Source organism: Streptomyces sp. sk2.1 (assembly GCF_008120935.1).
Classification (GTDB): Bacteria; Actinomycetota; Actinomycetes; order Streptomycetales; family Streptomycetaceae; genus Streptomyces.
This window is the reverse complement of record NZ_RDBO01000083.1, coordinates 250,384-264,586: the sequence shown is the minus strand read 5'-3', so window position 1 is coordinate 264,586 and position 14,203 is coordinate 250,384. Positions and strand designations below refer to the sequence as shown.

General features: G+C 72.5%; 13 protein-coding genes and 2 pseudogenes. 10 read left to right on the top strand and 5 right to left on the bottom strand.

All coding sequences use genetic code 11. The annotated features are described in order from the left end of the window. Positions 1-179: 179 nt before the first annotated feature. Positions 180-890, bottom strand: a complete 711-nt coding sequence (locus EAO76_RS38085; protein WP_148840799.1) for a histidine phosphatase family protein — start codon at positions 888-890, stop codon at positions 180-182. Beyond that, positions 887-2,203, bottom strand: coding sequence for a glutamate-1-semialdehyde 2,1-aminomutase (gene hemL, locus EAO76_RS38080; RefSeq protein WP_376041336.1), 1,317 nt, complete (start codon positions 2,201-2,203; stop codon positions 887-889). Before hemL ends, EAO76_RS38085 begins: the two co-directional genes overlap by 4 nt. Before the next feature lie 148 nt (positions 2,204-2,351). Here hemL and EAO76_RS38075 point away from each other — a divergent pair, with 148 nt between their 5' ends. The 4 genes from EAO76_RS38075 (at position 2,352) to EAO76_RS38060 (ending at position 6,481) form a co-directional block, all read left to right on the top strand. After that, a complete protein-coding gene (locus tag EAO76_RS38075) occupies positions 2,352-2,942 on the top strand; it encodes a hypothetical protein (RefSeq protein ID WP_148840795.1) in 591 nt (196 codons plus the stop codon). Positions 2,943-3,078: 136 nt separating this feature from the next. Next, positions 3,079-4,089 carry an Acg family FMN-binding oxidoreductase gene (locus tag EAO76_RS38070; protein WP_148840793.1) on the top strand — a complete coding sequence of 337 codons (1,011 nt, stop codon included), beginning with the start codon at positions 3,079-3,081 and terminating at the stop codon, positions 4,087-4,089. Positions 4,090-4,152: 63 nt separating this feature from the next. Then, positions 4,153-5,037 carry a universal stress protein gene (locus tag EAO76_RS38065; protein WP_148840791.1) on the top strand — a complete coding sequence of 295 codons (885 nt, stop codon included), beginning with the start codon at positions 4,153-4,155 and terminating at the stop codon, positions 5,035-5,037. 247 nt (positions 5,038-5,284) lie between these two features. Continuing rightward, positions 5,285-6,481 carry a hypothetical protein gene (locus tag EAO76_RS38060; protein WP_148840789.1) on the top strand — a complete coding sequence of 399 codons (1,197 nt, stop codon included), beginning with the start codon at positions 5,285-5,287 and terminating at the stop codon, positions 6,479-6,481. A 101-nt stretch (positions 6,482-6,582) separates the two neighbouring features. On the opposite strand, the gene EAO76_RS38055 is transcribed toward EAO76_RS38060, so the two are convergent. Then, on the bottom strand, positions 6,583-7,155 hold the full coding sequence (locus tag EAO76_RS38055) for a TIGR03086 family metal-binding protein (protein ID WP_148840787.1): 573 nt from the start codon (positions 7,153-7,155) through the stop codon (positions 6,583-6,585). A gap of 112 nt (positions 7,156-7,267) precedes the next feature. Between EAO76_RS38055 and EAO76_RS38050 the strand changes: the two genes are divergently transcribed. Further along, a complete protein-coding gene (locus EAO76_RS38050) occupies positions 7,268-8,068 on the top strand; it encodes a helix-turn-helix domain-containing protein (protein WP_148840785.1) in 801 nt (266 codons plus the stop codon). 61 nt (positions 8,069-8,129) lie between these two features. Here the strand turns inward: EAO76_RS38050 and EAO76_RS38045 are convergent, their stop codons facing one another. After that, positions 8,130-8,567: a GNAT family N-acetyltransferase gene (locus tag EAO76_RS38045; RefSeq protein ID WP_148840863.1), complete on the bottom strand. Its 438-nt coding sequence runs from the start codon at positions 8,565-8,567 to the stop codon at positions 8,130-8,132. A gap of 143 nt (positions 8,568-8,710) precedes the next feature. Here EAO76_RS38045 and EAO76_RS38040 point away from each other — a divergent pair, with 143 nt between their 5' ends. Further along, on the top strand, positions 8,711-9,469 hold the full coding sequence (locus EAO76_RS38040; RefSeq protein WP_148840783.1) for an SDR family NAD(P)-dependent oxidoreductase: 759 nt from the start codon (positions 8,711-8,713) through the stop codon (positions 9,467-9,469). Between the two features lie 214 nt (positions 9,470-9,683). Here the strand turns inward: EAO76_RS38040 and EAO76_RS38035 are convergent, their stop codons facing one another. Then, positions 9,684-10,877, bottom strand: a complete 1,194-nt coding sequence (locus EAO76_RS38035) for an RtcB family protein (protein WP_148840781.1) — start codon at positions 10,875-10,877, stop codon at positions 9,684-9,686. A gap of 170 nt (positions 10,878-11,047) precedes the next feature. Here EAO76_RS38035 and EAO76_RS38030 point away from each other — a divergent pair, with 170 nt between their 5' ends. The 4 genes and pseudogenes from EAO76_RS38030 to EAO76_RS46940 all read left to right on the top strand — a co-directional run. Continuing rightward, positions 11,048-12,019, top strand: a complete 972-nt coding sequence (locus tag EAO76_RS38030) for a DUF3558 domain-containing protein (protein WP_148840862.1) — start codon at positions 11,048-11,050, stop codon at positions 12,017-12,019. A gap of 178 nt (positions 12,020-12,197) precedes the next feature. Continuing rightward, the gene (locus EAO76_RS38025; protein ID WP_148840779.1) at positions 12,198-13,052 is read left to right on the top strand and encodes a DUF3558 family protein; all 855 of its coding nucleotides are present in this window, start codon (positions 12,198-12,200) and stop codon (positions 13,050-13,052) included. 339 nt (positions 13,053-13,391) lie between these two features. Next, positions 13,392-14,060, top strand: a pseudogene (locus EAO76_RS38020) (DUF2637 domain-containing protein); the annotation flags it as partial. A 14-nt stretch (positions 14,061-14,074) separates the two neighbouring features. Next, positions 14,075-14,203: pseudogene (locus tag EAO76_RS46940) on the top strand (Na+/H+ antiporter subunit E); the annotation flags it as partial.

Here is a 14,203-nt window from a genome sequence, read left to right as displayed (position 1 = left end):
ACCTAGCAGAGTGTGGGCGGCTGGACGGGGCGACAACACGGGATGGAGCGGGGCAACAGGGCGGGCCTGAACGGAGCAGGACAACAACGCGGGGCGGGGCGGGGCCGGATCCTCCGCCACCCCGCCCCGCCCCGCTCCGTCCGGCTTCCCGGCCGGTGGGCCGACTACACGCCGGCCGGCTACGCGCCGAACGCCTTCGACTTGCCCTTCACCGGCTTCGCCCCGGCCCGCAGATGCGCCGGCACCAGGTCCCGCGCCGGTTCCGTGTACCCGACGGACACGATCTTGTCGCCCTGGTACGTGAAGCTGGTCAGCGAGGCGAGGGTGCACTGCCGCTTGCGCGGGTCGTGCCACAGCCGCCGCCGCTCGACGAAGCTGCGCACGATCCAGATCGGCAGCTGGTGGCTGACGCACACCGCCTCGTGACCGCGCGCCGCGTCGCGCGCCGCGTCCAGCGCGCCCATCATCCGCACGACCTGCTCGATGTACGGCTCGCCCCACGACGGCCGGAACGGGTTCGTCAGGTGCTTCCAGTTGTCCGGCTTGCGCAGCGCGCCGTCCCCGACGCCGAACGTCTTGCCCTCGAAGACGTTGGCGGCCTCGATGAGCCGCTCGTCGGTGGCCAGGTCCAGCTCGTGCGCCCTGGCGATCGGCGTGGCCGTCTCCTGGGCCCGCTCCAGCGGGGAGGCGACGACGTGCGTGATGTCGCGGCCCGCCAGGTGCTCGGCCACCCGGTCGGCCATCTGCCGGCCGAGCTCGGAGAGGTGGTAGCCGGGGCGGCGCCCGTACAGCACGCCCTCCGGGTTGTGCACCTCGCCGTGCCGCATCAGGTGGACGACGGTGATGTCCTTGCCCTCGCGGCCGCCGCCGGAGCTCGCGTTCTCGCTCATGCGGTGGCCTCCGCGGCGGCGCGGGCGGCGGCGGGCAGGGCGGCGGCGACGCGCTCGACGGCCCGCGCGTCGTGGGCGGTGGAGACGAACCAGGACTCGAAGGCCGACGGCGGCAGGTAGACGCCCTGCGCCAGCATCGAGTGGAAGAACGCGGTGAAGCGGAAGGACTCCTGCTGCTTCGCGTCCTCGTAGTTCCGCACCGGCCGGTCGGTGAAGAAGACGGAGAACATGTTGCTCGCCGCCTGCACCGTGTGCGCCACGCCCTCCTTGGTGAGCGCCTCGCCGACCAGCCCGCGGATCTCCGCGGAGACCGCGTCCACCGCGGCGTACGCCGCGTCGTCGAGCAGCCGCAGCTGGGCGAGACCGGCGGCGGTGGCGATCGGGTTCCCGGAGAGGGTGCCCGCCTGGTAGACGGGGCCGGCCGGGGCGAGGTGCGCCATCACGTCCGCGCGCCCGCCGAAGGCCGCGGCCGGGAAGCCGCCGCCCATGACCTTGCCGAAGGTCATCAGGTCGGGCCGCACCCCGTCGACGCCGAACCAGCCGGCCTTCGAGGTACGGAAACCGGTCATGACCTCGTCGGAGATGTAGAGCGCCCCGTTCGCGGCGCAGAGCTCCTTGAGCCCGGCGTTGAAACCGTCCAGCGGCGGCACGACGCCCATGTTGCCCGGCGACGCCTCGGTGATCACGCAGGCGATCTCGCCGGGGTGCGCGGCGAACGCCTCGCGGACGGCGTCCAGGTCGTTGTACGGCAGCACGATCGTGTCGCCGGCCTGCGCACCGGTGACCCCCGGGGTGTCCGGGAGGCCGAAGGTCGCGACCCCGGACCCGGCGGCGGCCAGCAGCGCGTCCACGTGGCCGTGGTAGCAGCCGGCGAACTTCACCACCTTGGCCCGGCCGGTGAACCCGCGGGCCAGCCGGATCGCGGACATGGTCGCCTCGGTGCCGGACGACACCAGCCGCACCTGCTCCACCGGCTCGACCCGGGCCACGATCTCCTCGGCGAGCGCGACCTCGCCCTCGCCCGGCGTGCCGAACGAGGTGCCGCGGGCGACGGCCTCCTGGACTGCGGCGATGACCTCCGGGTGGGAGTGGCCGAGGATCATCGGCCCCCACGAGCACACGAGGTCGACGTACTCCCGGCCGTCGGCGTCCGTGAGGTACGGACCGGTGCCGGACACCATGAACCGGGGCGTACCGCCCACGGCCCGGAAAGCACGGACGGGAGAGTTCACGCCGCCGGGCGTCACGAGGGACGCGCGGTCGAAAAGCGTCTGCGAAACTGGGGCGTCATAGGGAAAGCTCACATACGCCATGGTGTCAGAGCCCCGGACGGACTTGCGGACAGGTGTTTCACCGCACGTCCGCGGGGGAGGTCACTGACACGATGATCGGGTTGCGCGGCAGAGCTGTGTCTCCTGGGTAGGGGCTGTGTCTCCTGAGTAGCAGTCGGGTGGATGAGATATGCATCGCGGTGGCGGAGTGGGCGAAGGGACCGGCGACCTGGGGCCCGAGCCTGCCCGGCGGGGTCGGCACCGGCGTGAGGCGAAGCGCGAGCAGGCCATACGGTCCGGTGGGGCGCAGGACGGCGAGGTCGGAAGCAGGAGTGGTGGCCGGGTGGGGGTGACCTACAAGTACTTCGGTGCCCCCGACGGGGCCACCGCGGCACGCGTGCCCATTTCGATGCGCCCCGAGGAGCTCGGCGGCGACGAGCTGGGCATGGGCGGCATGTTCACCAAGATCAAGCCGGAGACGGTGGCGGCGATGGTCCTCACCGGGATCCAGGGCATACCCCTGCACCGGGTCCCCCCGCTGGAGCTGGTCGTGCTCCACCCCGACTACGCGGTGGTCAAGCTCCCGATGACGGTCGTCGACCCGCTGCGCGGCGTCGGCGAGGAGTCGGTGGGCGCCGCGGCGTTCATCTGGTCCACGGTCCCCGACCGCGGCGGCCCGCAGGACGCGTTCAACGTCTACCGGCTGCTCCACGAATGGCAGGACTTCTCCCACCGGCTGCACGATGCCGGACACCAGGCGTACTGCTTGGTATGGCCCTGACCTGGGAGTTCACGGCACACAACGGATGAGGGCGGGGCCCGGACCCCGCCCTTCGCGGTGTTCTCGGACCGCGTCCGCCCCCCATCTGTTCCATGCTGGAGGGGCATCGACCGTTCCCGATCCCGGGGAGTCCTTGATGTCCAGCCAGTCACTCGACGACGCGACGCTGACCGAACTCGTCGCCGACGCCGCTGCCGCCCCGTCCATGCACAACGCCCAGCCCTGGCGGTTCCGCGCCACCCGGGCGGGCCGGACCGTCACGCTCCTCGCCGATCTCGACCGCGCGCTGCCCGAGGAGGACCCGGCCACCCGGGCGCTGCACGTGGGGTGCGGCGCGGCGCTGCTGAACCTGCGGGTGTCCGCCGCGCACCGCGGGCTGCACGCCGTCACCGCGCTGCTGCCCGACCCGTCGGCCCCCGCGGTGCTGGCCACCGTACGGCTCGGCCACCGCACCGACGGGAACGAGGGCGGGGCCGATGGCGGGGACGTGGCGCTCGCCGCGCTGTACCCCGCGATCCGGGAGCGGCACACGAGCCGCTACCCGTTCGACGACCAGCAGATCCCGCCGGACGTCCGGGAGCTGCTCGTCGGGGCGGCCCGGGCGGAGGGCGCGGCCTTCGCGTTCCTGGCCTCCCCGCACCTGGAGGAGGTGCTGGACCTGATCCGGGACGCCGAGGGCTACGCCCGCGAGGACCCGGCGCGGGAGGCCGAGCAGCGGAGCTGGACCCGGGACACGAGGACCGAGGCCCCCGTGGACGGCATCACGGACTACGCCATGGGCCCCCGTGACGCCTCGGCGCGGGCGACCGCCCGCGACTTCCTGGGGACGGCCCCGCAGCCCGGCCGGGCCCGCGTGCCGTTCGAGAAGCGGCCGCAGCTGGCCCTGCTGTCCACCGCGGGCGACCACGCCGTCGACTGGCTCCGCGCCGGTCAGGCACTGGAGCGGATGCTGCTCACGGCCACGCTCCACGACGTGTCCACGTCGTTCGCGACCCAGCCCCTCGAATGGCCCGACCTGCGCTGGCTGCTGCGCGACCCGGTGCACGGCTCGGGCCACGCCCAGATGATCGTCCGGCTGGGATACGGGCCCACGGGGCCGCGCACCCCGCGCCGGCCCATGGATCAGGTGCTGACGATCGATCCGTAGCGGCACGCCGGAAGCCGGACGCGAGAGCGCCGGAGCACCGAGGTACGGAAGGCGGTGGGAGCGATGCCGCTCCCCGTGGTCGTCGGGGTGGACGGGTCGGAGGGGAGTCTGCGCGCCCTGGACTGGGCGGTGGCGGAGGCGGCGCGCTCGCGGCTGTCCCTGCGGGTCGTCCACGCGTCCCTGTGGGAGCGCTACGAGGGCGTGCACGACGTCTTCGACACCGAGCGCCCCACGGAGGAGGTCATCGCCGGGCGCCTCGTCGCCGAGGCCGCGGACCGGGCCCGGCGGCTCGGCCCCGGGGTCGAGGCGGAGGCCGTCGTGCTGGCCGAGGACACCGTGACGGCGCTCGTCGAGGAGAGCCGGGAGGCCGCCCTGGTCGTCCTCGGTTCGCGCGGCCGGGGCCGGGTGGCCGGAATGCTGCTGGGGTCCGTCAGCCTGTCGCTCGCCGGCCGGTCCCGCTGCCCGGTCGTGGTCGTCCCGGCGCACCCGTCCGGGCCTCCGTCGCACCCCGGCCGCGTCGTCGTCGGGATCAGCGATTCCGACACGCCCGCACCGGCCGCCGTCTTCGCGCTGGAGCGGGCGGCGGTCCGCCACGGCGAGCTGGTCGCCGTACGCGTCTGGCGCAGCCCCGCCCACGGGCCCATGGGCCATCCGCTCATCGCGGGCTCCCCGGCCACCTCCTACCACCGGGAGGCCGAGGAGCACCTGGAGGAGGTGCTGGAACGTCTGGATCCGGCCGGTTCCTCCGGCGTCGTCATCCACCGGTCGGTGGTACGGGGGCCGACGCACCAGAGCCTCATCGAGGCCGCCGAGGGCGCGGAACTCCTGGTCGTCGGGGCCCGCCGGAGCACCGGATGGCACGGATTCCGCCTCGGACCGGTGGGCCACGCGATGCTGCACTACGCACCCGTCCCGGTCGCCGTCGTCCCCGACGCCCGACACCGCTGACCCGGACCGCCACCGCCATCGCCGCCACGGTCCGCGCCGGGGGCACGGAGCGGATACCGGCGGGCCGGCGGCAGGATCATCGGCGGGGATACTACGTCGAACACTTGCCCACTCGGCTGCCCGAGGAACGGTGCGGGGAGTCCGGGTGCGGCCCGGTCGCGGCACGGCCGCGCGTGGCCGCCGGCCCCGGCCGCACGGCCCTTCCCGTACCGGCGCGGCACCGAAGCACGAGAGGGAGGCCCGGCCCATGGTCGACGTCGCCACCGCACGCCTTGTCACCACGTTCGCCGCACCGCTGGACCGGGAGCGGGACGCGGCGGACGCCCCGTACCTGGTCCGGTGGCCCGTGCCGCGCCCCGGCGGGGCGTCCGGCCGGCGTCTGCTCGTCCAGCGCGGCGACACCGAACTGGTCGTGGTCGCCCCGGACCGGACGGGCGTCTCGGACGCGGCGGACGCAGCGGATGTTCCGGAAGCGGCGGACGTGCCGGGTTCGGCGCATGCCCCGGCGGTCCGCTTCCCCGCGCCCTGGCCCCGCAACTTCGGCACCTTCGCAGTGGCGCCGGACGCCGGTCTCGCGGTCTTCGCCGGGGTGCACGCGGTGCGCGCGGTGGACCCGGCGGGCGCGGTGCGCTGGGAGATCGCGCACGGCTGCTGGGAGGGCAGCTGCCGCACGCTCCACACCGGGTTCGAGGAGTACGCGACCGATACCCGGCACCGGTACCCGGACAGCGGCTCGGCCGTGTTCTCGGCGGACGGCACGCTCGTGTGGGCCCACATCCGCGGCCCCGTCGCCGCCTCGGGGCCCGACCCGGAGGCGCTGGACGAATGGCTGGTCATCGACGCCGCCGACGGCCGGGTCCTCGGCCGGGTGGACGCGGAGACGGTGGCGGCCGGCTCGGACCACGTCCCGCACCCGGATCCCGCCCTGATGGGCCTGTGCGTCGGCGAGGGGCAGGACGGGGTGCCGCTGCTGTGGGGCAGGTGGGACGGCGAGGAACTCACCGTCGAGCGGTTCTGCGACGACGAACGCATCCTGACGGCGGTGAGCCCGTCGGGCGACCGCTTCCTGACGGTGACGCACTACGAGGAGACGCTCGGCGTGCACCGCGTCGAGGACGGCTCCGTCCTGGCCGAACTCGACACCCGGAACGCCGTCCCCCGCCACCCCGAGGCCGACCCCGACGACGAGGACGCCGACGAGTCGCTCTGGGACTACGAGTGCGGCTTCCTCGACGAGGAGACCGTCGTCGCCGGTACGTCGGAGCGGGACGGGGAGTACGGCGAGCAGCGCCACTGGCTGGTGAGCACGGCCGGGGAGGAGATGCGGGTGACCGCGCGGCTCGCGTACCCCTTCCCGATCTCCGGCGTGCCCACCGCCCTGGGCGACGGCACCTGGTACACGGTGTCGGAGTCGGGCGACGCACTGCACGTGTGGAGCCGCTGACCGACCGGACACACCACGGCCCGCTCGTCGGCGTACGGGCAACTCCCCTGCCCGCTCCCGGGCGTACGGTCCTGCCCGTACGCCCGGGACGTGTCACCGGGTCACGCGCCGGGCGCCCGCCAGTGCGGATCGCGGCCGGTCAGCGCCAGCGCCCGCTCGAAGGGGCCGGTCCCCTCCGGCACGGGGTGCGGCTCGCCGAACACCTTCGCCTCCCTGGCCATCGGCGCCATCGCGGCCAGCGCGGGACCGATCTCGTCCAGCACGGACGCGTCCGGCGCGAAGTCCTGGCCGGTGGCCCGCGCGAGGTCCCAGGAGTGGACGGTCAGATCGCCCAGCACCATGTTCCCCACGGTCCTGGCCGGCAGCCCCATGGCCCCCGCCGTGCCCTCCTCCGCGCCGGGCACGGCCCAGGCCGCCACCAGTCTGTCGGTCTCCTCGGCGAAACGGGCCCGCCAGTCCCCCGTGACGACGTCCGGCGCCTCACCGAACTCGACCGGCTCCCGGGCCGCCAGCGCCTGGAAGTTGACGACCACTTGGAAGAGGTGGTTGATCAACTCCCGTACGTCGTACTCCGCGCAGGGCGTCGGTGCTCCGAGGCTGCTGTCGTCGATCCCGTCCAGCACCGGCACGGCCCGTGCGGCGGCCGCCTCCAGCAGTTCGCTCATCTTCTCCATCCGCCGACCCTGCACGCCGCGACGGACCGGCGCTTGAAGAAACGCGCCATCGCCCCGCAAAAAAATCCGCACACCGTGAAGCACGCCGCGGAAGCGCCATAAAATCGCCGCCATGGCCGGTCCTCGACGCGACACCCGGGGCATCGTCGACGCCCCCGAACTCTTCGCACAGGTACGTTTCCGCCGCCGCGAACCCGCCGCCGGACTCCGGCCGTACCTGGAGCACTACTGGCTCATCGACTGGGACCTGTCGCAGCCGTACGCCTCCCACCTGGTGCCGCACCCGTCCGTGAACCTGGTCTTCCAGCGGTACGAGCACGCGGCCGACCTCGTGGAGGTCTCGGGCATCGGGCTGAAGCTCTTCACGCAGAAGCTGGAGGGCCGGGGCCGGGTCTGCGGCGTGCAGTTCCGGCCCGGCGGGTTCCGGCCGTTCGCGCCGGACCTGCCGGTCGCGCAATGGACGGGCCGACGGCTGCCCGCGGACGAGGTGTTCGCCCCGCCCGCCCCGCCGTCGGCCGTGCTCGACCCGGCGGACGAGGACGCACGGGTGGCGGCGCTCGACGCGTACCTGCTGGCGCTCGCGCCCCGGCCGGACCCGCAGGCCGAACGCGCGATGGCCCTGGTCGACCTGGTGCGCACGGACCGCACGGTGCGCCGCGTCGACGAACTCGCCCGCGTCGGGGGGCTGTCCCGGCGCTCCCTCCAGCGGCTCTTCTCCACGTACGTCGGCGTCGGACCCAAGTGGGTCATCCTCCGCTACCGGATCCACGAGGCGCTGGAGCGGGCCGAATCGGACCCCGGGGTGGACTGGGCGGTGCTCGCCGCCGAACTCGGCTACAGCGACCAGGCCCATCTGATCAGGGACTTCACGGCCACGGTCGGGGTGTCCCCGACGGCGTTCGCACCGCGCTGAGCACCATCGGCCGGACCCGGCCCACCGGGTGGGCGGAACGGGCCGGGCCGCGGACCGGCGCTCAGTCCGAGTCGAGGGCCTTGTCGAAGTTGAACGCGACGATGTCCAGCCGCTCCCGCAGGTAGAAGCGGTGGGCATCGGTGCGGTGCGTGCCCGAGTCCAGGTTGAGGTATCGGCAACCGGCCTCCCTGGCCCGCTCCTCCAGGTGCCCGAGGAGCCCTCGGCCGACCCCGGTGGAACGGGCGCCCTCGGTGGTGACCAGGTCGTCGACGTACAGCTTCCGGATCTGGCTGGTGTTGTCGACGACGCGCCACCCGGCCGCGCCCACGCAGACGCCCCGGTCGTCGTAGGCGGCGCTGAACCGCAGGCCCTGCCCGTGCCCCCGCTCGTACACCTCCCGGAAGAGGTCCTCGGTGAGGTGGGGACGGAGTTCGCGCAGGACGGGGAGCAGGTCGTCGGCCAGTCTGGCGTCGCCGGGTTCGAGGTCGATGATCTTCATGAGGGACATGGGGGAACTGTAGGCAGACCCGCCCCCGCCCCTCTTCCCCCCGACCCGCGTCCACCCACCGACACGTTTCGGACCACCGATCCGCGCCTGCCTATCCTGGCCGCGTCATAGATCGTCCGCCCGAGGAGTCCGCCATGGCCGCCACCCCGATCGCCGTCATCACCGGAGCGAGCAGCGGCATCGGCGCCGCGACCGCCCGCCAACTGGCCGCCGCCGGCCACCGCGTCGTACTGACCGCCCGCCGCAAGGACCGCATCGAGGCGCTCGCCGAGGAGATCAACGAGGCGGGCCACCAGGCCACGGCCTACGCCCTGGACGTCACCGACCGCGCCGCGGTGGACGAGTTCGCCACGGCGTTCCGCACCCTCGCCGTCCTCGTCAACAACGCGGGCGGAGCGCTCGGCGCCGACCCCGTCGCCACCGGTGACCCCGCCGACTGGCGCCAGATGTACGAGACGAACGTCATCGGCACGCTCAACGTCACCCAGGCCCTGCTCCCCGCGCTCACCGCGAGCGGCGACGGCACGATCGTGGTCCTCTCCTCCACCGCGGGCCTCGGCACGTACGAGGGCGGCGGCGGTTACGTGGCCGCCAAGCACGGCGAGCACGTACTGGCCGAGACGCTCCGCCTGGAGATCGTCGGCACCCCGGTCCGCGTCATCGAGGTCGCCCCCGGCATGGTCAAGACGGAGGAGTTCGCCACCACCCGCTTCCGCGGCGACACCGAGAAGGCCGCCAAGGTGTACGCGGGCGTCGACGCGCCCCTCACCGCCGACGACGTGGCCGACACCATCACCTGGGCCGTCACCCGGCCCAGCCACGTCAACATCGACCTCCTGGTCGTCCGCCCCCGCGCCCAGGCGTCCAATTCCAAGGTCCACCGCACCAACTGACCCCGGCGGGAAACGGACCGCCCCGGGCAGAAACACGGGGCACGGAGACGCGGCAACAGCGGAGGGCGAAGACGCCGCGACACAGGGACGCGGGAAGGCCCCGGACACACCACCCGCGTCCGGGGCCGACATGCGCGACAGGGCCCACCATGAGCCCGGGACCGGGCCCGCGGCCGGGGTTCCGAAGAACCCGGCGCGGCGCCCGTACCGGTGCTCAGCCCTTCACGCACACCACCTGCTTGAGCTTGGCGACGACCTCCACCAGGTCCCGCTGCTGCTCGATGACCTGCTCGATCGGCTTGTACGCGGCCGGGATCTCGTCCACGACGCCGGAGTCCTTGCGGCACTCCACACCCCGCGTCTGGTCCTCCAGGTCGCGCGTCGAGAAGCGCCGCTTCGCGGCGTTCCGGCTCATCTTCCGACCCGCGCCGTGCGAGGCCGAGTTGAAGGACTTCTCGTTGCCGAGGCCCTTCACGATGTACGAACCGGTGCCCATCGAGCCCGGGATGATCCCGAAGTCCCCGGAGCCCGCACGGATCGCGCCCTTCCGCGTGACCAGCAGGTCCATGCCCTCGTACCGCTCCTCCGCCACGTAGTTGTGGTGGCAGGAGATGACCGGCTCGAAGGTCACCTTGGCCTTCTTGAACTCCTTGCGGACCACGTTCTGGAAGAGCGCCATCATGACGGCGCGGTTGTGCTTCGCGTACTCCTGCGCCCAGAACAGGTCGTTGCGGTAGGCCGCCATCTGCGGGGTGTCGGCGATGAACACCGCCAGGTCGCGGTCGATCAGGTCCTGGTTGTGCGGCAGCTTCTGCGCCTGGCCGATGTGGAAGTCGGCCAGTTCCTTGCCGATGTTCCGCGACCCGGAGTGCAGCATCAGCCAGACCGAACCCGACTCGTCGAGGCAGAACTCGATGAAGTGGTTGCCCGAGCCGAGCGTCCCCATCTGCTTCGTGGCCCGTTCCCGACGGAACCGGACCTCCTCGGCCACATCGCCGAACCGCGCCCAGAAGTCGTCCCAGCCCGGTGCGCGGAAGCCGTACAGCCGGTCGGGGTCCACGGCGTCGTCGTGCATCCCGCGACCCACCGGAATGGCCTGCTCGATCTTCGACCGGAGCCGGGACAGGTCGCCCGGCAGGTCGTTGGCCGTCAGCGAGGTCTTCACCGCGGACATCCCGCAGCCGATGTCCACGCCCACCGCCGCCGGACAGACCGCACCGTGCATCGCGATCACCGAGCCGACCGTCGCGCCCTTGCCGAAGTGGACGTCCGGCATGACCGCCAGCCCCTTGATCCAGGGCAGGGTGGCCACGTTGCGCAGCTGCTGCATGGCCGAGTCCTCGACCGAGGCCGGGTCGGCCCACATGCGGATCGGAACCTTCGCGCCCGGCACCTCTACATACGACATAGTTCCTCAATTCCCCCGAAAAGTCTGAAAGCGCAAAACCGGTGCCAAGGTCGGCAAACGAGTCGGTCGACCGGCATTCACAGCGGCGCGTGCGATACACATTGTCTCCACCGGTCGCCATCGAGCGGCAACCGTTTTTCGCACGAAGGGAGCCCAGGGCCGTGCGACGAATGGCCTACGTACCCGGCGCCGCGCTGCTGGCAGCGCTCGCCGTCGGTTGCAGCGCCGACACCGGAACCGGTGGTTCCGCAGCCGACAGCAAGCCCGGCGAGGCGACCGAGGCCGTGGCGGCCCCCGGCAAGTACCGCACCCTCCCCGAGCCGTGCCGCGCGGTCGCGTCGTCCACGCTCAAGGACCTGCTCCCGGGCTCCGCCGAACTCTCCGAGGAGCAGCAGAAGAAGGTGTACGAGGGCACCGCCACCGTCACCTACGACACCGACCGCCGGGTCGGCTGCCGCTGGAAGTCGGAGGACCATTCCTCCTCGCGCACCCTGTTCATCGACTTCGAGCGCGTCGTGTCCTACGACCCCTCGGTGAGCGACGACGACCGCGCCGACGAGGTGTACACGAAGAAGGTGACCGCCGCCGGCCTCTCCTCGCCCTCCGCCTCCGCGACCCCCGACGGCGCGAAGAAGCAGACGCCCTCGAACACCTCCGACGACGCCGACGCCCCGGACGCCGCCGGACCCCACTCCGGTTCGGAGTCCGGCGCGGCCTCGCACCCCCTGTCCGGCCCGCCCGCCGAGGACGGTTCCTCCTCCGGGAAGAGCGACGCCCACGGCGACGACCCGAAGGCCGAAGACGCCGGAACCGGCGACCCGAAGACCGACGACCCGAAGACCGACGGTGGCGACGGCGACACCGCCGGAGCCGGGAACGGCGGCGAGGACGACGGCGAGGACCTCCAGCCGCGCACGCTCGACGACCTCGGGGACAGCGCGTTCCTGAACGATCTGCTCACCCGGGCGGGTTCCGCCGCGCGGCACCGCACGGTCAGCGTGGTATTTCGCACATCGAACGTCATCGTGACCGTCGAGTACACCGATCAGCCGGCCGTCTCCACCGTGGTTCCCGACAGCAAGGAACTGCAGGAGAAGGCGCAGGCACTGGCCCGGAACCTGGTCGAGGAGTTCGACGAGTAGCCCCGCCCCGGGAGCTCCCGGCCGGTCCCGCCCACGGCCTCCGCGTCCCCGGCCGAGGCGGCATCCGGCCCCGGTCCGTCGTACCGTGGCCCTCCGGAACCTCCGGTCCGCCCGACCGGCCGACCGACCGCCCGACCGCCCGGCAGCCCGCCCGCCGCGCCACCCGAGTGAAGGAACCATGCACCGTTCAGCCCCGCGACTCACCCGCATACTCGCCTGCGCCGCCGTTCCGGTGATGCTCGTCGTCGCCGGCTGCTCGTCGGACTCCGACGACAAGGACAAGAAGGAGTCGGGCTCCTCGGCATCCGCTTCGGCGGCCCCGAAGAAGAAGGAACCGACCGTCGAGCCCGCGAAGTTCGCCGCGCTGCCCGACCCGTGCAAGTCGATCACCAAGAAGACGATCACCTCCCTGGTGCCCGACGCGAAGTCCAAGAACGGCACGGCCGCCACGTCCAGCGACATCTCGTACCGCACGGGCTGCTCGTGGAACGGTCTCGACGACAAGGGCGTGAAGGGCTCCCAGTACCGCTGGCTCGACGTCGGCTTCACCCGCTTCGACTCCGACCAGGCCCTGGGCAGCGGCGCCGAGCGCGCGCAGCAGGACTTCGAGAAGCAGGTCGCCAAGGCCAAGGACACCGCGGGCGCCAAGAAGGTCGCCGAGGCGGCCGCCAACGGCATCGGCGAGCAGGCCACCAAGGTCACCTACGAACTCACCAAGACGAGCGAGGACTTCAAGTACGCGACGGTCGTGGCCCGTACCGGGAACGTCGTCGTCACCCTCACCTACAACGGCGCCGGTTACGCGGGCGCGAAGGCCCCGTCCTCCGAGGACATCGTGAAGGGCGCCGAGAAGGCCGCCAAGGAAGCGGTGGCCGCGGTCTCCGCCGCCGACGCGGAACCGTCCAAGTCGGCCGACCCGAACGGCTCCACGACCTCCGGCGGCTCCTCGGGCAAGGACGACGACGACTCGGACGACAAGCCGAAGAGCCGGAAGACCTCCGCCCACAAGTCGTCCACCAGGAAGACCACCTGAGCCACCCCCGACGGGCCGACCGGGCGCCCGAATCCCCCGGCCACGAGCGGTTTCACGGAGCCCGGCCCTCCCCCGGGGGCCGGGCTCCCGCCCCTCGTTCCCCGTATTCGATGTATCCGACGTGCCGGACGTGCCCGATGTGTCAGATGTGTCGGATCCGCCCGACGTTCTGTGCGGACGTCCTGTTCATCGGTGCCCGCCGGAGGGCACCGCGGGCACCGATGAACAGGACGTCCGCACAGAACGTCGGGCGGATCCGACACATCTGACACATCGGGCACGTCCGGCACGTCGGATACATCGAATACGGGGAACGAGGAGGGAACGCGGGTGGCCGCGATGCAGCTGACACGCACCCACCGGATACTCATCGGTCTCGTGGTCGCCGGTGCGGTGCTCATCGCCGCGATCGGATTCGCGGGCTCGTACGCCGCGGTGCGCGAACTCGCCGAGAAGAAGGGCTTCGGGGATTTCTCGCTGGTCTTCCCGATCGGCATCGACGCGGGCATCTGCGTACTGCTCGCCCTGGACCTGCTGCTGACCTGGCTGCGCATCCCGTTCCCGCTGCTGCGCCAGACCGCCTGGCTGCTGACCGCCGCGACGATCGCCTTCAACGGCGCCGCGGCCTGGCCCGACCCGCTCGGCGTCGGCATGCACGCGGTCATCCCCGTGCTGTTCGTGGTCGCCGTCGAGGCCGCCCGGCACGCCGTGGGCCGGATCGCCGACATCACGGCCGACAAGCACATGGAGGGCGTGCGCCTCACCCGCTGGCTGCTCTCCCCCGTTCCCACGTTCCGGCTGTGGCGCCGGATGAAGCTGTGGGAACTGCGCAGTTACGACCAGGTCATCAAGCTCGAACAGGACCGGCTGATCTACCAGGCCCGCCTCCAGGCCCGCTTCGGCCGCAACTGGCGCCGCAAGTCGCCCGTCGAGGCCCTGATGCCGCTGCGTCTGGCGAAGTACGGGGTTCCGCTGGCCGACACCGCCCTCGGGTCACCGGCCGCCGCCCGCAGGGCCACGCCCGCAGGGCCACAGCCACGCTCTTCCTGCATGTGCTGGACGCGGACAACCCGGCCGAGCTGGAGACAGCCCGGCGCTCCGTCTGGAAGCTGGAGGAGCTGACGGTCCGGGCCTTCGGCACCTCCGATGTC